The following is a 19,267-nucleotide window of genomic DNA, read 5'->3' on the forward strand; positions in this document are numbered from 1 at the left end:
GACAGACACACCGCTATCGCTGGCAAGCCAGCTCCCACAATTGATCTTTGCTGGTTTCGCGATTTGTGTTCATTTTCGGGCTAGCATTGGCCCTTGCCTTCATCACCGTTATTCGCTTCGGATCGCCCGCCCATGACTGCCCATCGAATTGGTTTCCTGATTTGGCCCAGCACTAAAGCTCTGACTTTGGCGCTGGCAGAGGAGGCCTTGCGTGTTGCCCAGCGTGTGCATCCGGACGTGGTTTACGAGTTGTCGTTTCTGCAGGCCGAAGCGCCGACCGAAGGTGAATGGCAACTGCCCGGCGAACCCTGGGCTGGCAAACTCGAAAACTTCCAGAAACTGTTCCTGCTCGCCGATGAGCCACCGACCACGTTGGCGCCGGCACTCAGCAGCGCGCTCAAGCAATTGGTGCGTGCCGGTTGTGTGATCGGCGGACTGTCGGCCGGTGTGTACCCGCTGGCACAACTCGGTCTGCTCGACGGTTACCGCGCGGCGGTGCACTGGCGCTGGCAGGACGATTTCGCCGAACGCTTCCCGAAAGTCATCGCCACCAGTCATCTGTTCGACTGGGATCGCGATCGCCTGACCGCATGCGGCGGCATGTCGGTGCTCGATCTGTTGCTGGCGGTGCTGGCCCGTGATCACGGTGCGGAACTGGCCGGTGCAGTTTCCGAAGAACTGGTGGTCGAACGCATCCGCGAGGGCGGCGAGCGTCAGCGCATTCCGTTGCAGAACCGTCTCGGCTCCAGCCATCCGAAGCTCACCCAGGCGGTGCTGCTGATGGAAGCCAACATCGAAGAGCCGCTGACCACCGACGAGATCGCCCAGCATGTGTGCGTGTCCCGTCGCCAGTTGGAGCGGATCTTCAAGCAATACCTCAACCGCGTGCCGAGCCAGTACTACCTGGAACTGCGCCTGAACAAGGCCCGGCAGATGTTGATGCAGACCAGCAAGTCGATCATCCAGATCGGCCTGTCGTGCGGTTTCTCTTCGGGGCCGCATTTCTCCAGCGCCTATCGCAACTTCTTCGGCGCCACGCCGCGCGAAGACCGCAACCAGCGGCGCAGCAGCAGTCCTTTTGAATTGTCGTCGGTGCCGCCAGAGCGCGGTTGACCGGTGAGCCGCAGCGCCATGGAGATCGACTCCATGGCGCTGTCGTTTCAGATGTCCTTCAATCTTCGATTTCGGCACTGGGGCGAGTTTGCACCTGTGGATGTTCCATTACGTCGTCAACGTTCAGGGTCATCCCCGTTTCCTGGTAGTAAGCCCGAATTCGCTGCATGGCCTGGGCGGAGAAGGGATTGCCGTACAGGTCGTAGCGATCGCCGACGTGGGCAGGCACCTCCATGAGTGCATCGGGCATTTCAGTGATTTCATTGCCCGACAGATCCACTTCCATCCAGTTGAGATTCTCCAGTACACCGTTGGGAATTTCCCTGATGCCGGTGGTGCTCAGGTCCAGGTCGGTGAGGTTCTGCAAATTGCTGAGGTCAGGTGTCAGTCCGAGCGGGTTATTGTGCAGATGCAGCAGATCAAGTTGGTCCAGACTCGCCAGCCCGGCCACGTCCTGCGGCGATAACGTGAGATTGCAGGTTGGCAGGCTCAAGGTGGTGAGTCGCTTCATCCGGAACACGGCTTCGGGGATGGAGGGCAGGTCGTAACCTTGAATATCGACGCTTTCAAGGTGGGTGAAGGCCTCGAGGAATCGACCGATCCGCGGCGAGTGATTACTGGTGCTGACCAGATAGAGATCCGAAACGTGGCCGAAGTCGGCGGTCAGTGTTGGCAACTCCCCCATGATCGGCAGCCTGAACGCAAACTGGTGGTCACTGGCGTCTGCTCCTTCCACCGGGGTTTTGCGCCAGCAAGTCAGCAATGCTTCTCGCAATGCCGTTCTGATTTGCTCTTGCATCAGGCGCTGGTCTGCTGGGAGTGGCAGCCCGGTGACCGGGTGAACGGGTATGTCGTTTTCCCAGGCGGCAAGATCACCCAGCAGTTGCTCGAGTTCGGCTTCCCGGCGTGCCAGCTCGATCCGGCCATCGGCCAGTGTGCCTTCGAGGTGATAGATGAAATCACTGGCCTGTTTATCGCTCAGGGCCGGGTAGAGCGTCTGGACGCGTGCGATGTCCGACGGCTCGGCCAGCACGCCAAGGTCTTCCCCGGTTCGGCGGAAGTAGTCCTTGATGCGCTCGCGGGTGGCCGCGTCCAGTGGATTGTCGCCCAGGTCAATGCCGTTGCTGGCGGAGGCAGGCAAATCGAAGAGCTCGGCGGGCAGTTCGGTCACGCGATTGCCGCTGAGGATGGCGGTTTCCAGCCAGGGAGGATCCAGCAAACTCGATGGCAGCCGGGTAATCCCGGTGTTCGACAGATCGAGAAATTCCAGTTCCGGCAGGCTGCGGATATCCGGCAACCGGCCCAGCGGATTGCTGTAAAGATCGAGTCTGACCAGTTGCTTCAGTGACGCCAGCGTGGCGCTGCCCTTGTCATCCAGTACGACCCCGCAGTTGCTCAGCACCAGTTGCTGAAGATCCGGCATTGCGGTCAGTGCAGGTGGCACTTCGGTCAATGCCAGATCACGCAATTCGAGCGAGTCGAGGCCGGTGAACCCTCGCAGGAAGCCTGTGCTTGCCCGTAGCTGAGCATTGCCGGTGATCGATAATGTTGTCACGTGAGAAAAGTCGGCACTCAAGTCCGGCAGGTCACCGATGAAGGCCGGATTCAGGTTGAGCACCGTGCTTCGCCGCTCGGGGTGTTCGCGAGACCTTTCGCGCCAGAACGATTCGATCTCCTGTCGGAACATCCTGCGACTGGCCTGCTCTGCGGATCGATCACTGGCGGTCAGCTCGATGCTGCTTGCCGGATAACGATCAGGGACGTCTGTCACCCATTTTTCGAGGTCACCTTCAAGCTGCCGCAGTTCGGTCTCCCAGCGCCCGATCTGTAATCGACCGAAGTCGAGAGTTCCCGGCAGCAGGTACAGCACTCGATTGGCGTCATCATCGCTCAGGGATGGAAACAGCTCACGGATCCGCTCGAGGTCTTCTCGAGGCATTGAAACGCCGAAGTGCTGCCTGAACTGCTGGTAACAGAGCTTGATGCGTTCCCGCGTGGTGGATGACAGCGGGTTGTCGGCGAGGCTGAGTTGCTTGGGTGGGCGGGCGGAAATATCGAAAAGGATGTCGGGCAGATCGCGGATCCGGTTGCGTTCGAGCATGGCGATGAGCAGTCGTGGATGACCGAGCAAACCGTCGGGCAGGCTCGAAATCCCGGTATCGATCATGCGCAGTTGCACCAGGGCCGGCAGCGCTTCGAGGGGCGGGTGGGCGCCCAGCGGGTTTCGGCTCAGATTCAAATACCGAAGATTTTCAAGAGACGACAGGGATGCGCGGCTTTGCGGGGTCAGCGTCAATCCACAATGCTCCAGAACCAGGCGCTGCAGTGAAGTCATGCGCATGGACGTCAGCGGGTTCTGGCCCAGGTTGAAATCGTGCAGTTCCAGGTGGCGCAAGGTGTTGAAGGGTTGCAGGAAACCGTCGACGTTGCCGAGAGCGTCATGCCCTGTGAGTGAGACTTCGCGGATGTGGCTGAAGTCGGTCGTCAGGGTGGGCAATTCGCCGATGAATGTCACACGCGCTACCAGTGAATCGCCCCGCTGCCTGGGGTTTTCCGGCATTCGTGAGCGCCACAGGGTTTGCAACTGTTCGGCAAACGCTGTTCGTGCCGAATGTTCGGCGAGGAACTCCCGCGGTGAGAGGGGTTGATGGCTGAAAGGATGCTCGTGGGGAACTGCCATTTTCCATTGCGACAGATCGGCGGTGAGTTGCTCGAGCTCGGCTTTCCAGTGCCTGAGCTGGCGGCGTCCGTGTTCCAGGTCACCGGGTAACCCGTAAAACACCTCGCTGGCCTCTTCGCCGTCCAGGTCGGGAAACAGCGCCTGGGTGGCATCGATGTCAGCCTGTTTGGCGACCACGCCGAAATCCATACCGGTGTCGCGCGAGTAACGTTTGATCCGTTCCAGTGTGTCGGCGGTCAACGGATTGCCGGAGAAATCGAATCCTGCGCTGGCTTCGGCGGGCAGGTCAAAGAGCGCCTCGGGCAACTCGCTGATCCGGTTATCACTGACAATGGCCGTTTTCAATCTCGGATGTCCGGCCAATCCGGGAGGAACATCGCTGATGCCTGTGCGAGAGAGGTCCAGATACATGAGCGCTGGCAGACTGCCTGCGTCGGGCGCACTGCCCAGCGGGTTGTTGGGCAGTTCGAGTGATTCAAGCTCGCGCATCCCCGCCAGTGCAAGCTGCAGCTCGCCAGTCAAGGTCACGCCGCAGTTGTTGAGAACCAGTGTATCGAGCACGGGCAGGGCCGCCAGGGACTGTGGCAGTTGTTCAAGTGCAAAGTCATGCAGGATCAGGCGTTTCAACCGGGGAAAGCTGCGCAGAAAGGGTGAGGTGGCACGTATTTGTTTGTTCCCGTTGAGCGACAGTGCGGTGATGTGGCTGAAATCCGCCGACAGCTCCGGCATGTCACCGATGAAATTGGCTTGCGCCGATAACACATCCGCTCTCGTCAGCGGATGTGCCGTCGAGCGGTGACGCCACAGCCGCTCAATTCTTCCGGCGAAAACTTCTCGCTCATAAAACTGATTGAAGTGTTCGTTGGGGGTCAGCAGTTCACCCGTGGACGGATCACGATTGGGTGTGTCCCGCGCCCATGTGGCCAGCTCGCTGGTCAGCCGGGTTATTTCGCTCTCCCAGCGATCCAGTTGAAGCCGACCCTGTAACAGCGAGCCGGGCAGGCTGTAAATCAGTTCGCTGGATTGACGGTCATTCAGGTCGGGAAACAGTGCCTTGATCCGGTTTATATCCGTTTGCTCGGGACGAACGCCCAGATCGCTGCCGGTCCGGTTGAAGTAGATCTTCACGTTTTCACGGGTCGCAGCAGAAAGCGGGTTGCCGAAAAAATCGTACCCTGCGGTGGAAGCAGCCGGCTGTTCGAACAAGGCATCGGGCAGTGTGGTGATCTGGTTATCGGTAAGCCATGCGCTGGTCAGGCGCGGGTGATCCAGGACACCGCTGGGGATTTCGGAGAGGCCGGTACTGGAAAGGTTCAGATGCGTCAGGTTCGGCATGAAGGTGAAGTCGAACGTCACGCCCAGTGGATTGCCTTCCAGATCCAGCGCGGTCAGCCCGTTGAGGCTCGACATGATCGACCGGTTTTCCGGTGTAAGGACGACGCCACAGTTTTGCAGTGTCAGCTGTTTCAGACCTGCGAGCGTTGTCAGGCGCGGCGGCAGATTGTGCAGGTCGAAGTCGCGCAGTTCCATGCGTACAAGTCCCGAAAAACTTTCGAGGAAGTGGTCAAGGGCACCCGGCTCGCCGCTGCCGATCAGTTCAAGATTGTCGACGTGGGAAAAGTCGGCCGTCAGGGCAGGAAGGTTGCCCACGATCGGCTGTGAAAAACGCATCTGGTAACCATGCGGGCCATGCATCTCTCTGCGCCAGCAACTGCGCAGGTCGTTGGCGAACGTCTGGCGATCACGGATGGCGGCCATCTGTTGGTCATCCGTTCGACGGAGGCCATCAGCCGGGTTGATCTCCGGCAGGTCGAACAGCCATTGATTGAGATCGCTGTCGAGTTGCGCGTATTCCAGCTGAAGCCGGGACAGTTCGGCGATCGCGCCGTTCGGATGGTTGGCCAGGCGCTGCGCCATGGCGATTCGTTCGACTTCAGGCATTCTCGGGTAGATCTGTCTGATCCGGTTGTCCAGCGTGCGGGGTGCTCGCAGCGCCGGTGGCGGGTTGCGTGAATAGCCGTCCGTGCCCAGCAACCGCAAGGTATCCATGACGGGAGGCGGCACGGGATCGGGCGTGATTGTCAGCCGCAGTTCGGTACGTGGCAGCGGATTGTCACTGATGGCTTGTCTGAGTTTTCCCCCCTCGCCGATCTGCAGGTTCAAGGCGTTTCTTTGCGCGTCCGGCAGGGCTTGCAGGACGGCAGTGTAGAAATCGGTGGAGCCGTGCAGTTGCAGTCCCTGCTCGTCGTACGGCTGCCAGAGCCCATCGGATTTGAGCACCAGCACCTTCTGAATAGCGGCATCGACCGGGCCGGTGCTGTCGATCAACTGTCCCTGGGGATCTTGACCGCGCACTTCAAGGCGTACGTCTGCGGACCAGCCTGGCAATCGTTGCAGGCTGTGCAGCGCCAGCGTATCGGTATCAGGATTGCGCACAGAATCCAGCAACAACCCTTCGAAGGCGCGAGTGACGCGCAGTTCCTGCCTGGCATGTTCTGCCAGCGCCTGTTGCCGTTCGGGCCATTGTCCTTTGCTGATCATCACCAGTTCCGAACCGGTGGCCGTGTTCAGCAACTCTTCAGTCACCCTGGCAGGCAGCTGTGGCTCATGCAGGGCCGCACGCCTGATCAAGGGCTCGTCGCGCTGTTGGAGCGCCTGGTAGCGTTGCTCGAAAAGCGAAGTGCGCTGCTCTCGGGCGATCTGCGCCAGTCTGGCTCTGAGCTTGCGCGTGCGCGCTTCGATAGCGTGCATCTCACCGAAATCCTCTCCCAGCAGCGTATTGATCTCCGGCTCGCTGAGCGTTTGCAGCAGCGTCTTGAGGACGTCGCCATCGGACAGGCTGTCCTGCCGAATCTCGGTCACAGGAAGCTGTTCGTCGGCAGAGGATTGCCATGCAATCTCACCTTGAGCGTTGATGAAACGCAATGTCTTGCGCTGGGGCCAGGGCGTTTGCTCTGCGATAAGCCGGAGCTGGAGCAGCGGATCCGCACCTGAATAATCCTCGGGGCGGTCGCTGGCCATCCGGTCGATGAAGTCCTGCAGGTCCTGATCAATCCGGCAGCGCTGAATGCTGTCGGCCAGCAAGGGGGGCAAGCGCTCCTGGTTGACGTGCATTTTGCGCAGTGCATCTTGCGTATAACCGCTGACCTTGAGGATCTGCTCACGTCGCACCGCAGGGAACGACTCGACGCTGTGACCGATCCGTTGCAATACGGTAGGGGCGTCCCATTCAAGCGGTCGTTCAAGCTCGGTATGAAAGGCGCCTTCGCCGTTATGGCGCACGATGGGGCGGTAGGCATCTGCCCGTGCGGGGTGTTCGATGTAGAGTTTGCCGGGATGTTCATGCGGACTGACGAGGTAATGCGCCTGCTCGAGTGGCAGCAGGCTTTCGCCCTGATAGTGATGCAGGCCCTGGCGGTCGGGCCCGGTCCCTTCGGGTGGCTTGACCTGGCGCTCGTAAGGTTTCAGATCCGGTTTCCAGTAGAGGGTTTTGCCATTGCGCAGTTTGACGGGCTGGAACCGGTCAATGAATGACATGACTTCTGCCGGCAATATTTTTGGAAGTTCTGTCAGGGCAATCCCGCCACCGAGGGCGAAAGCCCCCAGCTGGATCAATGATTCCAATGCGGTGAAAAAATGCTCGGCGGCCTCTGTAATCTGCCCTTCGGCCCAGTCGACAATCCACTCGAAGGCTTCGTCGAGAAATTGGTAGGCCATGTAGGCCATCATGATTTCTCCGAGAAACGGTACGAACGGCATCAGGACGAAGGAGGCGATCTCGAGAATCGATGACGCCACGTTGACGAATGAGTCCCAGAGCGCCCAGCGGGCGTTAGCGTCCGTCGTGGCCGTTGATACGGCGATAGTCGCTGCGTCATTGAGGATCTTGTTCAGCTTGCCCTGGTAGAGGTGTTCCCAGAGTTCTGTGGTGATGGGCGTGACGGTAAGTTGCAGTTTCGGCTTGTTTATAGGGGTGTCTCGCCAGGCAGGCAGCGGGCTTCCCGCCTCAGGCTTGTGCCATGTCACCTTGCTCAGTCGCCGGTTCAGTTCGCTGAAGAAATGACCACGTTGTTCATGGAGTACGAAACGGCTGAAGAAACGCTGATAGTCGGGGGCGCGCAATTGGCGGGTCAGTTCTTTCTCCATTTCGACGGGCGAGGCGTATTCCTTGACGGGGTGCTCGGGATCATCGGGTATGTAAGCAACCACCCGGGTCGAGGCCCTGGCCTGTTCCAGATCCGGGGTGAATATCACGATGCCGGTCAGTGTGGCCGACATCATCGTCAAGTCGTGACAGCGCAGCGGTTGACGGTCGATCCGCATGCCTTCCAGACCATCGAGCAAGCCACCGATCAGTCGAAAATATAACTCTCCGATGTCCTGGTTCATCCGTGCCAGTTGGAGGGCGGCCCTCAGTGCGGCTTTCTGACTGTCCTTGACATCGCGGGATAACACCGCAGCGGCGACCGGGCTGGTGAAACCGAGGTTGTCTTCAAGGTAGGTTTTGTAGCGGGCGCCGATGTCCAGCTCCCGGCAAAGGCTGGTGAAGGCCGGGATAGTGATTTTGCCGTTGACCTGCGGCAGCGGCTCGAACTGCCCTGTCGCAGACGGTCTGGAAATGAAGGATGAGCCACTTTCGTAAGCCCCTTGCCGTGTTTCCTTCTCTTCGAAATTGTGCAGCGCCGCCTCTACCAGCGATACGGTCCAGACCCGGGCGCCGGTTTTGATCGCAAAGCCGGACACGGTCACCGGTATGTAGAGGCGCAGGAAGGTTTCCTTGACGTCCACTTCCACGCCGAACCGGGACTTCAACGCTTGCGCAAGCAGCGGTGTTGCAAACGCGCTGGCGTCCTGCACGCGATCGAGCCTCTGATCCACGGTGTTCTGAGCGGACATGTGGTTGGCGATCGCGGCTCTCAATTCGTCGTGATCCGCCTGCGGTGCAGTCTTGATGGTGTCGGGAAGTGTCTTGCGATTGTTCTTCAGTGCCTCGCGCCTTTTGTCCGAGGCATTGCCCAGCCATGAGGGCATGGCGTTGACGAGCGGTTGATAATGAGAGGGCGGGTTGTGTCGGTCGTCGGTGTCGGCCGTGGCGCTGGCCCGATTGATCGGAGATTGCATGGTGATCCTGCCTTCGGCATCCGGAAAAGGAGCCCAGCAAATCAAATTGCTTTCGACAAAGTGCGGTACATAGATATGACATTGGCGGCTGCCGCAATTGATATCCTCTCAGGCCTGCTGCAATTGCTGGCGACGGTTTAAACTGCGCCTTTGCGACGCTATATGTCGCATTGCCGTAAACCCGGGAAAATCCGGGGTTTGCGCTATAAGAAGTTGTCGCTTGGCGGCAAGGCCGGGCACAAAACTGTCCTTACAATCCCCCCATCGCTCGCCAGTTTCAGGCGGGTGGCCCTCATCAGGAGACTCCGATGTCCGTTGAGCACGCTGCGGTACAACGCGCCGATTTCGACCAGGTTATGGTTCCCAACTACGCGCCTGCCGCTTTCATTCCGGTGCGTGGCGCCGGTTCCCGCGTCTGGGATCAGGCCGGCCGCGAGCTGATCGACTTCGCCGGCGGTATCGCCGTCAACGTATTGGGCCATGCGCATCCGGCGCTGGTCGGTGCCTTGACCGAGCAAGCGAACAAGCTGTGGCACGTGTCCAACGTGTTCACCAACGAACCGGCCCTGCGCCTGGCGCACAAGCTGATCGACGCCACCTTTGCCGAGCGCGTGTTCTTCTGCAACTCCGGCGCCGAAGCCAACGAGGCCGCCTTCAAGCTGGCCCGTCGCGTCGCGTTCGACCGTTTCGGCACCGAGAAGTACGAAATCATCGCCGCGCTCAACAGCTTCCACGGCCGTACCCTGTTCACCGTGAACGTTGGTGGCCAGTCGAAGTATTCCGACGGTTTCGGCCCGAAAATCACCGGCATCACCCACGTGCCGTACAACGATCTGGCGGCACTGAAAGCCGCTGTTTCGGACAAGACCTGCGCGGTCGTTCTGGAACCGATCCAGGGTGAGGGCGGCGTGCTGCCGGCCGAGCTGGCTTACCTGCAAGGCGCCCGTGAACTGTGCGACGCCAACAACGCGCTGCTGGTGTTCGACGAAGTGCAGACTGGCATGGGCCGTACCGGCAACCTGTTCGCCTACCAGCATTACGGCGTGACCCCGGACATCCTGACCAGCGCCAAGAGCCTGGGCGGCGGTTTCCCGATCGCGGCTATGCTGACCACCGAAGCGCTGGCCAAGCATCTGGTCGTCGGCACTCACGGCACCACTTATGGCGGCAACCCGCTGGCGTGTGCCGTGGCCGAAGCGGTGATAGACGTGATCAACACCCCTGAGGTGCTGAACGGCGTCCATGCCAAGCACGACAAGTTCAAGACCCGCCTGCAACAGATCGGCGAGAAGTACGGCCTGTTCACCCAGGTGCGTGGTCTCGGTCTGCTGATCGGTTGCGTGCTGAGCGACGCCTGGAAAGGCAAGGCCAAGGACATCTTCAACGCCGCTGAACAAGAAGGCCTGATGATTCTGCAGGCCGGCCCGGACGTGATCCGTTTCGCCCCGAGCCTGGTGGTGGAAGACGCAGACATCGACGCCGGTCTGGATCGCTTCGAACGTGCTGCGGCGAAACTGCCCCAAGCCTGATAGACCCTTCGGCGCCTGACTTGATCAGGCGCCGAACCCAATTTTGATGCCGGGCAAAATCAAATGTGGGAGCGGGCTTGCTCGCGAAAGCGGTGGGTCAGACANGACAATCCGCTTTCGCGAGCAAGCCCGCTCCCACACTGATCTCTGTGTATGCAGTAGCTGCCCGGTTATTTTTCTGTGAGTTGATGAGAGAAAGGAGTGACACCATGCTGGTGATGCGCCCCGCGCAAATGGCTGATCTGGGCGAGGTACAGCGTCTGGCTGCGGACAGCCCGATTGGTGTCACTTCCTTGCCGGATGACGTTGAACGTCTGAGCGACAAGATCGCTGCGAGCGAAGCCTCGTTTGCCGCCGAAGTGAGCTTCAACGGCGAAGAGAGTTACTTCTTCGTCCTCGAAGACACTGCCACCGGCAAGCTGGTGGGCTGCTCGGCAATCGTTGCTTCGGCCGGTTATTCCGAGCCGTTCTACAGCTTTCGCAATGAGACCTTCGTGCACGCCTCCCGCGAGCTGAAGATCCATAACAAGATCCACGTGCTCTCGCAATGCCACGACCTGACCGGCAACAGCTTGCTGACCAGTTTCTACGTGCAGCGCGAGCTGGTGGGGTCGCCGTGGGCCGAGCTCAACTCCCGTGGCCGTCTGCTGTTCGTCGCCAGCCATCCGGAGCGGTTCGCCGATTCGGTGGTGACCGAAATCGTCGGCTATAGCGATGAAAACGGCGACTCGCCATTCTGGGACGCCATCGGTCGCAACTTCTTCGATTTGAACTACGCCGAGGCCGAACGTCTGTGTGGCCTGAAAAGCCGCACGTTCCTCGCCGAACTGATGCCGCATTACCCGATCTACGTGCCGCTGCTGCCGGACTCCGCTCAGGAAGCGATGGGCCAGGTACACCCGCGTGCGCAGATCACCTTCGACATCCTGATGCGCGAAGGCTTCGAGACCGATCACTACATCGACATCTTCGACGGTGGCCCGACCCTGCATGCACGTGTTTCGGGGATCCGTTCGATCGCCCAGAGCCGTGTGGTGCCGGTGAAACTCGGCGAGCCGGTCAAAGGTGCCGGGCGCCAGTATCTGGTGGCCAATGCCCAGTTGCAGGATTACCGCGCGGTATTGCTTGAGCTGGATTACGCGCCGGGTAAACCGGTGACTCTGGATCTGGAAGCGGCCGAAGCCCTGGGCGTCGGTGAAGGTGCCAGCGTGCGCCTGGTGGCGGTTTAACGCCTTAGCGAGTTTCACGGGTGGCCACGGCGGCCCGTTTGAGGAGATAGCATGATTGTTCGTCCCGTACGCAGCAGCGATTTGTCCGCTCTGATCGACCTGGCCCGCAGCACCGGCACCGGCCTGACTACCTTGCCGGCCAACGAAGAGCGCCTGACCCACCGGGTTGGCTGGGCCGAGAAGACCTTTCGCGGTGAAGCCGGTCGTGGCGACGCGGACTATCTGTTCGTGCTCGAAGACGACAACGGTCGCGTGGTGGGGATTTCCGCCATCGCCGGCGCCGTCGGTCTGCGCGAGCCTTGGTACAACTTCCGTGTCGGCCTGACTGTCAGCGCCTCGCAGGAATTGAATATCTATCGCGAGATCCCGACGCTGTTCCTGGCCAACGACCTGACCGGCAACTCCGAGCTGTGCTCGCTGTTCCTGCACGCTGACTACCGCACCGGCCTCAACGGCCGCATGTTGTCCAAGGCGCGCATGCTGTTCATCGCCGAATTCCCGGAACTGTTCGGCAACAAGATCATCGCCGAGATGCGCGGCGTGTCGGATGACGCCGGTCGTTCGCCGTTCTGGGAAAGCCTGGGCCGTCACTTCTTCAAGATGGAATTCAGCCAGGCCGATTATCTGACCGGTGTCGGCAACAAGGCATTCATTGCCGAACTGATGCCGAAATTCCCGCTGTACACCTGCTTCCTGTCGCCGGACGCGCGCAACGTCATCGGCCAGGTGCATCCGGACACCGAGCCGGCGCTGGCGATGCTCAAGAGCGAAGGTTTCAGCTACCAGGGTTACGTCGACATCTTCGACGCAGGTCCCGCCATCGAGTGCGAGACCAGCAAGATCCGCGCGGTGCGTGACAGCGAAGCGCTGGTGCTGGCCATCGGCACGCCGGGCGACGACGCCACGCCGTTCATCATCCATAACCGCAAACGCGAAGACTGCCGCATCACGGCTGCGCCGGCCCGTCTGGCCGCCGGCACCCTGGTGGTCGATCCGCTGACCGCCAAACGTCTTCAACTCAACGCTGGCGATCAGGTGCGCGCCGTGGCGTTGTCTGCTGCCCGGGAGTCGAAATAATGAATTCGCTATACATCGCAGGTGAGTGGCTGGCCGGTCAGGGCGAGGCCTTTCAATCGTTGAACCCGGTGACCCAGCAAGTGCTGTGGTCGGGGGAGGGCGCCACTGCCGCTCAGGTCGAGTCGGCCGTGCAGGCTGCGCGTCAGGCGTTCCCGGGCTGGGCCCGGCGTACCCTGGAAGATCGCATCAGCGTGCTCGAAGCGTTCGCCGCCGCGCTGAAAAACCACGCCGACGAACTGGCCCGCACCATCGGTGAGGAAACCGGCAAACCGCTGTGGGAAGCCGCGACCGAAGTCACCAGCATGGTCAACAAGATCGCGATTTCGGTACAGAGCTACCGCGAGCGTACCGGCGAGAAGAGCGGCCCGTTGGGCGACGCCACCGCCGTATTGCGCCACAAGCCCCACGGCGTGGTCGCGGTGTTCGGCCCTTACAACTTCCCCGGCCATTTGCCGAACGGCCACATCGTGCCGGCGCTGCTGGCCGGTAACAGCGTGCTGTTCAAACCGAGCGAGCTGACCCCGAAAGTCGCCGAGTTGACGGTCAAGTGCTGGATTGAAGCCGGTCTGCCGGCCGGTGTCCTGAACCTGCTGCAAGGCGCCCGCGAAACCGGTATCGCTCTGGCGGCGAACCCGGGCATCGACGGTCTGTTCTTCACCGGTTCCAGCCGTACCGGCAATCACCTGCACCAGCAGTTCGCCGGTCGTCCGGACAAGATCCTCGCGCTGGAAATGGGTGGCAACAACCCGCTGGTGGTCGATCAGGTCGCCGACCTCGATGCGGCGGTGTACACGATCATTCAATCGGCGTTCATTTCCGCCGGTCAGCGCTGCACCTGTGCCCGTCGTCTGCTGGTGCCGGAAGGCGCGTGGGGCGACAGCCTGCTCAAGCGTCTGGTGGAAGTCAGCTCGACCATCGAGGTCGGTGCGTTCGATCAGCAGCCGGCACCGTTCATGGGTTCGGTGGTTTCCCTTGGCGCGGCGAAAGCCTTGATGGATGCCCAGGCGCATCTATTGGCCAACGGCGCAGTGTCGTTGCTGGCGATGACTCAACCACAGGCGCAGTCGGCGCTGCTGACCCCGGGCATCGTTGATGTGACGGCGGTTGCCGATCGCTCCGACGAAGAACTGTTCGGCCCGTTGCTGCAAGTAATCCGCTACGCCGATTTCGCGGCGGCGATTGCCGAAGCCAACGACACTGCGTTTGGCCTGGCCGCAGGTCTGCTGTCGGATTCCGAAGAGCGCTACCAGCAGTTCTGGCTGGAAAGCCGTGCCGGGATCGTCAACTGGAACAAGCAGCTGACCGGTGCTGCGAGCAGCGCACCGTTCGGCGGTGTCGGCGCCTCGGGCAACCACCGCGCCAGTGCCTACTACGCGGCGGATTACTGCGCGTACCCGGTGGCCTCGCTGGAAACCCCGAGCCTGGTGTTGCCGGCGGCCCTGACGCCTGGCGTGAAGATGGCGTGATGCCAATCGCCAGCAAGCCAGCTCCCGCAAGGACGATGAGATTCCTGTGGGAGCTGGCTTGCCAGCGATGACCGCGCCGCGGTCTCAAAGAATAGTTACTGAAGCCTATAACAACAGATTCTCGTGGAGCCTCGCTGATGAAATCCTATGAAGTCAATTTTGACGGTCTAGTGGGGCCGACCCATAACTACGGTGGTCTGTCCTACGGCAACGTTGCGTCCCAGAGCAACAGCCAGCAATCCTCGAACCCGAAGGAAGCGGCGCTGCAAGGTCTGGCGAAAATGAAAGCGCTGATGGAAATGGGCTTTCAGCAGGGTGTTCTCGCACCGCAGGAGCGTCCGGACGTGGCTGCTCTGCGCCGTCTGGGTTTCAGCGGCACCGATGCTCAGGTGATCGAGCGCGCCGCAAAGGAAGCGATGCCGTTGCTGGTCGCCAGTTGCTCGGCATCGAGCATGTGGGTGGCCAACGCCGCCACGGTCAGCCCGAGTGCCGACACCGCTGACGGTCGCGTGCACTTCACCGCCGCCAACCTGAACTGCAAATACCACCGCAGCATCGAGCACCCGACCACCAGTCGCGTGCTGGGCGCGATGTTCGCCAACCAGCAACACTTCGCTCACCACGCCGCATTGCCGGCGGTGGCGCAGTTCGGCGACGAAGGCGCAGCGAACCACACGCGTTTCTGCCGTGAGTACGGCGAGGCCGGCGTCGAGTTCTTCGTGTTCGGTCGCAGTGCGTTCGACACCCGCTACCCGGCACCACAGAAATACCCGGCACGCCAGACCCTCGAGGCATCGCAAGCCGTCGCTCGTCTGCACGGCCTGCGTGAGGATGGCGTGGTCTATGCGCAGCAGAACCCGGCGGTGATCGATCAGGGCGTGTTCCACAACGACGTGATCGCGGTGGGCAACGGCGAGGTGCTGTTCTATCACGAGGACGCGTTCCTCGACACCGATCAGATGCTGGCCGAGCTGCAAGCCAAACTGGCCAAGGTCGGCGGCAAGTTCCAGTCGGTCTGCGTGCCGCGTTCGGCGGTCACCGTGGATGACGCGGTGCGTTCCTACCTGTTCAACAGCCAGCTGCTGTCGCGTCCTGACGGTTCGATGCTGCTGATCGTGCCGGAAGAGTGCCGTGGCAACGAGCGCGTGTGGAATTACCTGCAAGGCCTGACCAGCTCCGGCGGCCTGATCCGCGAAGTAAAAGTCTTCGACCTCAAGCAAAGCATGCAGAACGGCGGTGGCCCGGCGTGCCTGCGACTGCGCGTCGCGCTCAACGAAACCGAGCTGGCGGCCGTCAACCCAGGGGTTATCATGACCGCCCCGTTGTACGGTTCGTTGACCGCATGGGTTGAAAAGCACTACCGCGACCGCCTGACCGAAAGCGATCTGGCGGATCCGCAGTTGCTGCTTGAATGCCGGACGGCACTGGATGAACTGACGCAAATCCTTAAACTGGGCGCGGTTTATCCATTCCAGATCAATTGATGGCCGACGCGCCGCCTGAACGTGGCGCGCGGCTTGTCTCCCCAACAGAGCGTAAAAAAGACATGAGCGATTCCCTGCGGCTGATCCTTGAAGACACCGACGGCAAGCAACTGGAAACTTCCTGCACCCGCGTCGCGGTCATGTGGCAAGGCAAAGAGCTGTGGATCCAGCAGGACGGCCGCGGCCAACTGTTGATCGGCGTGGACGTCGAAGAGGGCGACGAAGAGTACGCCAACCTGCTGTTGCGCCCATTGGCGACTAATCTGGTAAGTCTGCAACTGGAGATGGAACCGGCTGACCTCGGCGACGATGACGGCCACGTGCACGGCCCGGATTGCAATCACGACCACTAAGGAAACCGCTCTATGCTCGCCCTCGGCAAACTGCTTGAACTGACCCTCGCCGGCCGTGAACCGGCGGAGAAGACTCAACTGACTGTCGAAGGCGTGCGCATGCGCTGGTTGAGCGAGGGTGCGCTGGAAGTCCGGCCACCCGAAGCGCGCGACAATGGCCTGGACCTGCTGCTGTCGGCAGGCATCCACGGCAACGAAACGGCACCGATCGAACTGCTCGACCGGCTGCTGCATGACATTGCTCGCGGCGATCTGAAGCCGCGCGCACGCATTCTGTTCCTGTTCGGCAACCCGGAAGCGATTCGCAAGGGCGAGCGTTTCGTCGAGCAAGACGTCAATCGGTTGTTCAACGGCCGTCACGAACAAAGCAGCGGTTCTGAAGCCCTGCGCGCCTGCGAGCTGGAACGTCTGGCGGCGAGTTTCTTCAGCCTTCCTGATCGTCAGCGCCTGCACTACGACCTGCACACGGCGATTCGTGGTTCGAAGATCGAGCAGTTCGCTTTATATCCGTGGAAGGAAGGTCGCCAGCATTCCCGTCTTGAGCTGGCCCGCCTGCGCGCCGCCGGCATGGAAGCGGTGCTGTTGCAGAACAAGCCGTCGATCGTGTTCAGCTCCTACACCTACGACAAGCTGGGGGCCGAGTCCTTCACGCTGGAACTGGGCAAGGCGCGGCCGTTCGGGCAGAACGCCGGGGTCAATGTGTCACTGCTGGAAACCCGCCTGAAGCAGATCATCGAAGGCACCGAGCCGGAGATGGCCGAGCAAGGGCTGGACGGTCTGCAACTGTTCAGCGTGGCTCGGGAAATCATCAAGCACAGCGATGCGTTCCGCCTGAACCTGCCGGCGGACATCGAAAACTTTTCCGAACTGGATGTGGGTTATGTGCTGGCCGAAGACCTGGCCAATACCCGCTGGATCATCGAAGAGCAGGGCGCGCGGATCATCTTCCCCAACCCCAAGGTCAAGAACGGTCTGCGAGCGGGCATTCTGATCGTGCCGACCACTGACGAAAATCTTGCCTGATGATCGTTCCCACGCTCCGCGTGGGAATGCAGCCCGGGACGCTCCGCGTCCCAAAGCGGACGCAGAGCGTCCATTGAGGCGTTCCCACGCAGACGGTTCGACGCCTCGACGTGGGAACGATCATTGTGGGGTCAGACCGCTACAGCACGCGGCTCGGTACGGCGCAACGCACGCACTTTCTGCAACGTATCGGCGCAGGTCTTCGCCGCTTCCTGACCCTTGTGCGCGAAATGCTCGAAGAAGAACTTCTGGTGCTCTTCGCCGGCATGGAAGTGGTGCGGGGTCAGCGACACCGAGAACACCGGTACTTCGGTTTCCAGCTGAACCTGCATCAGGCCGCTGACCACCGACTGGGCGACGAACTCGTGACGGTAGATTCCGCCGTCCACCACCAGAGCGGCCGCGACGATACCGGCATAACGACCGGTCTTGGCCAACAGCTTGGCGTGCAGGGGCATTTCAAAGGCGCCGCCGACTTCGAAGAAATCGATGTCCGATTCCTGATAACCCTGAGCGATCATTTCGGCGAGGAAGCCTTTACGGCTCTGGTCGACGATTTCCTTGTGCCAGCAGGCCTGGATGAACGCGACGCGCTCGCCGTGGGTGTGTTTGCTTTTGCTGTCGATAGCGGTGGGTTGCATGTTCTGACTCCTGTTTGTGTGAAAAACAGGGCGTTATGAATCGAAAGGGATTCAAGGGTACGCACGCTCGCGCGAACACGGCGGACAGCCCTTTGGCGTCAATCCCGTTCTCTCTTCATCCGGACTATGACCGTCGGCCCCGGAATCACACCGGGTCTGCTGACCTTGTTGCCGCTCACGGCTTATGCCGTGTCCGTCACCAAGCGCTCGCGGGCTATGCGCATTGCGCGCAATTACCGCCGGTGGGGAATTGCACCCCGCCCTGAGAACGTTTCGCCGCCCTTTATCGGGCGGCGCAGCGTTTTTAACACAGATTGCAGGACCGTGCATTGAGCCTTTGTGATGATTGCCATCGGATTATTCGAAGCGTGAAAACGACTTTTCCTTGCGCAAGGGTTGATTAATCCGCGCCATGCCCGCAGTAATTCCTCTTCGAAAAGGGATTTCCCCTGCTGACTTGAGGCCAGGTTCATGAGCGTTATCGATCTTCGCAGCGACACCGTCACTCAACCGACTCCCGCCATGCTCGACGCGATGAGCCGCGCCGACACCGGTGACGACGTGTATGGCGAAGATCCGACGGTCAATCGTCTGGAAGCCGAACTGGCAAAACGGCTCGGTTTTGCCGCCGCGCTGTTCGTCCCGACCGGCACCATGAGCAACCTGCTGGGCTTGATGGCGCACTGCGAGCGTGGTGACGAGTACATCGTCGGTCAACAGGCACACACCTATAAATACGAAGGCGGCGGCGCAGCGGTGCTCGGCTCGATTCAGCCACAGCCGCTGGAAGTGCAGGCCGACGGCTCGCTGGACCTGGATCAGGTGGCCGCGGCGATCAAGCCCGACGATTTCCACTTCGCCCGCACCCGCCTGCTGGCGCTGGAAAACACCATGCAGGGCAAAGTGTTGCCGCTGGACTATCTGGCCCGGGCCCGCCAGTTCACTCGGGACAACGGCCTGCAACTGCATCTGGACGGCGCGCGGCTGTACAACGCGGCGGTCAAGCTGGGGGTCGATGCCCGGGAAATCACCCAATATTTCGATTCGGTCTCGGTGTGCCTGTCCAAAGGCCTCGGCGCGCCGGTCGGTTCGGTGCTGTGCGGTTCGTCGGCGTTGATTGCAAAGGCCCGGCGCCTGCGCAAAATGGTCGGTGGCGGCATGCGTCAGGCCGGACTGCTGGCGGCGGCGGGGCTGTATGCGTTGGACCACAACGTCGAGCGCCTGGCGGATGACCATGCCAACGCGCAGTTGCTGGCCGAAGGCCTTCGCGAGGCTGGTTTCAGCGTCGAGCCGGTGCAGACCAACATGGTTTACGTGCAGATGGGCGACCGTGCCGAGGCGATCAAGGCATTTGCCGCCGAACGCGGGATCAAGTTGAGCGCTGCCGCCCGTCTGCGGATGGTCACGCACATGGACGTCAATCGCTCGCAAATCGAGCAAGTGATCGCGACATTCGTCGAGTTTTCGCGCAAGTGACAGCGTTAGCGGCCCAATTGACCGTTTCTATCGTATAAACACGCTGTACCCCGCGCGCAGGGCCGATATAATGCG

At 61.0% G+C, this 19,267-nt stretch carries 11 protein-coding genes and 1 riboswitch; of the genes, 9 read left to right on the forward strand and 2 right to left on the reverse strand.

Going from position 1 to position 19,267, the window contains the following annotated elements; translation table 11 throughout:
* Positions 1-132 precede the first annotated feature (132 nt).
* On the forward strand, positions 133-1,113 hold the full coding sequence (gene argR / locus ACTJK7_RS22120) for a transcriptional regulator ArgR (RefSeq protein ID WP_085709719.1): 981 nt from the start codon (positions 133-135) through the stop codon (positions 1,111-1,113).
* A 58-nt stretch (positions 1,114-1,171) separates the two neighbouring features.
* Here the strand turns inward: argR and ACTJK7_RS22125 are convergent, their stop codons facing one another.
* Positions 1,172-8,914 (reverse strand): dermonecrotic toxin domain-containing protein, encoded by a 7,743-nt coding sequence (locus ACTJK7_RS22125; protein WP_440779794.1) that lies wholly within the window; start codon positions 8,912-8,914, stop codon positions 1,172-1,174.
* A gap of 308 nt (positions 8,915-9,222) precedes the next feature.
* Here ACTJK7_RS22125 and ACTJK7_RS22130 point away from each other — a divergent pair, with 308 nt between their 5' ends.
* From ACTJK7_RS22130 to astE, 7 genes are all read left to right on the forward strand, one after another.
* Positions 9,223-10,443, forward strand: a complete 1,221-nt coding sequence (locus ACTJK7_RS22130; RefSeq protein ID WP_440779792.1) for an aspartate aminotransferase family protein — start codon at positions 9,223-9,225, stop codon at positions 10,441-10,443.
* A 209-nt stretch (positions 10,444-10,652) separates the two neighbouring features.
* The gene (gene aruF, locus ACTJK7_RS22135; protein WP_064598807.1) at positions 10,653-11,672 is read left to right on the forward strand and encodes an arginine/ornithine succinyltransferase subunit alpha; all 1,020 of its coding nucleotides are present in this window, start codon (positions 10,653-10,655) and stop codon (positions 11,670-11,672) included.
* 51 nt (positions 11,673-11,723) lie between these two features.
* Complete coding sequence (gene astA / locus ACTJK7_RS22140) at positions 11,724-12,749, forward strand: arginine N-succinyltransferase (RefSeq protein ID WP_011335534.1); 1,026 nt, start codon at positions 11,724-11,726, stop codon at positions 12,747-12,749.
* Complete coding sequence (astD, locus tag ACTJK7_RS22145; protein ID WP_164872184.1) at positions 12,746-14,215, forward strand: succinylglutamate-semialdehyde dehydrogenase; 1,470 nt, start codon at positions 12,746-12,748, stop codon at positions 14,213-14,215. Before astA ends, astD begins: the two co-directional genes overlap by 4 nt.
* Positions 14,216-14,352: 137 nt before the next feature.
* The gene (gene astB / locus ACTJK7_RS22150; protein WP_108563015.1) at positions 14,353-15,699 is read left to right on the forward strand and encodes an N-succinylarginine dihydrolase; all 1,347 of its coding nucleotides are present in this window, start codon (positions 14,353-14,355) and stop codon (positions 15,697-15,699) included.
* Positions 15,700-15,761: 62 nt separating this feature from the next.
* Positions 15,762-16,052: a hypothetical protein gene (locus ACTJK7_RS22155; protein WP_064598799.1), complete on the forward strand. Its 291-nt coding sequence runs from the start codon at positions 15,762-15,764 to the stop codon at positions 16,050-16,052.
* 12 nt (positions 16,053-16,064) lie between these two features.
* Positions 16,065-17,075, forward strand: a complete 1,011-nt coding sequence (gene astE / locus ACTJK7_RS22160) for a succinylglutamate desuccinylase (RefSeq protein ID WP_007951052.1) — start codon at positions 16,065-16,067, stop codon at positions 17,073-17,075.
* A 131-nt stretch (positions 17,076-17,206) separates the two neighbouring features.
* On the opposite strand, the gene ACTJK7_RS22165 is transcribed toward astE, so the two are convergent.
* Positions 17,207-17,716 carry a 6,7-dimethyl-8-ribityllumazine synthase gene (locus ACTJK7_RS22165; RefSeq protein WP_440779789.1) on the reverse strand — a complete coding sequence of 170 codons (510 nt, stop codon included), beginning with the start codon at positions 17,714-17,716 and terminating at the stop codon, positions 17,207-17,209.
* A 102-nt stretch (positions 17,717-17,818) separates the two neighbouring features.
* Positions 17,819-17,990: riboswitch (FMN riboswitch) on the reverse strand.
* Between the two features lie 197 nt (positions 17,991-18,187).
* Here ACTJK7_RS22165 and ltaE point away from each other — a divergent pair.
* Positions 18,188-19,192, forward strand: a complete 1,005-nt coding sequence (ltaE, locus tag ACTJK7_RS22170) for a low-specificity L-threonine aldolase (protein ID WP_440779788.1) — start codon at positions 18,188-18,190, stop codon at positions 19,190-19,192.
* The last annotated feature ends 75 nt before the right edge of the window (positions 19,193-19,267 follow it).

Origin of the sequence: Pseudomonas sp. 22085 (assembly GCF_052045815.1) — a bacterium.
In the GTDB taxonomy this organism is placed as follows: Bacteria; Pseudomonadota; Gammaproteobacteria; order Pseudomonadales; family Pseudomonadaceae; genus Aquipseudomonas; species Aquipseudomonas glycinae.

Coding starts and splice junctions, on each gene's coding strand:
- aruF (WP_064598807.1), top strand. CDS start 10,653: ATGCTGGTGATGCGCCCCGCGCAAATGGCTGATCTGGGCGAGGTACAG.
- astA (WP_011335534.1), top strand. CDS start 11,724: ATGATTGTTCGTCCCGTACGCAGCAGCGATTTGTCCGCTCTGATCGAC.
- ACTJK7_RS22130 (WP_440779792.1), top strand. CDS start 9,223: ATGTCCGTTGAGCACGCTGCGGTACAACGCGCCGATTTCGACCAGGTT.
- ACTJK7_RS22155 (WP_064598799.1), top strand. CDS start 15,762: ATGAGCGATTCCCTGCGGCTGATCCTTGAAGACACCGACGGCAAGCAA.
- ACTJK7_RS22165 (WP_440779789.1), bottom strand. CDS start 17,716: ATGCAACCCACCGCTATCGACAGCAAAAGCAAACACACCCACGGCGAG.
- astB (WP_108563015.1), top strand. CDS start 14,353: ATGAAATCCTATGAAGTCAATTTTGACGGTCTAGTGGGGCCGACCCAT.
- ltaE (WP_440779788.1), top strand. CDS start 18,188: ATGAGCGTTATCGATCTTCGCAGCGACACCGTCACTCAACCGACTCCC.
- ACTJK7_RS22125 (WP_440779794.1), bottom strand. CDS start 8,914: ATGCAATCTCCGATCAATCGGGCCAGCGCCACGGCCGACACCGACGAC.
- argR (WP_085709719.1), top strand. CDS start 133: ATGACTGCCCATCGAATTGGTTTCCTGATTTGGCCCAGCACTAAAGCT.
- astE (WP_007951052.1), top strand. CDS start 16,065: ATGCTCGCCCTCGGCAAACTGCTTGAACTGACCCTCGCCGGCCGTGAA.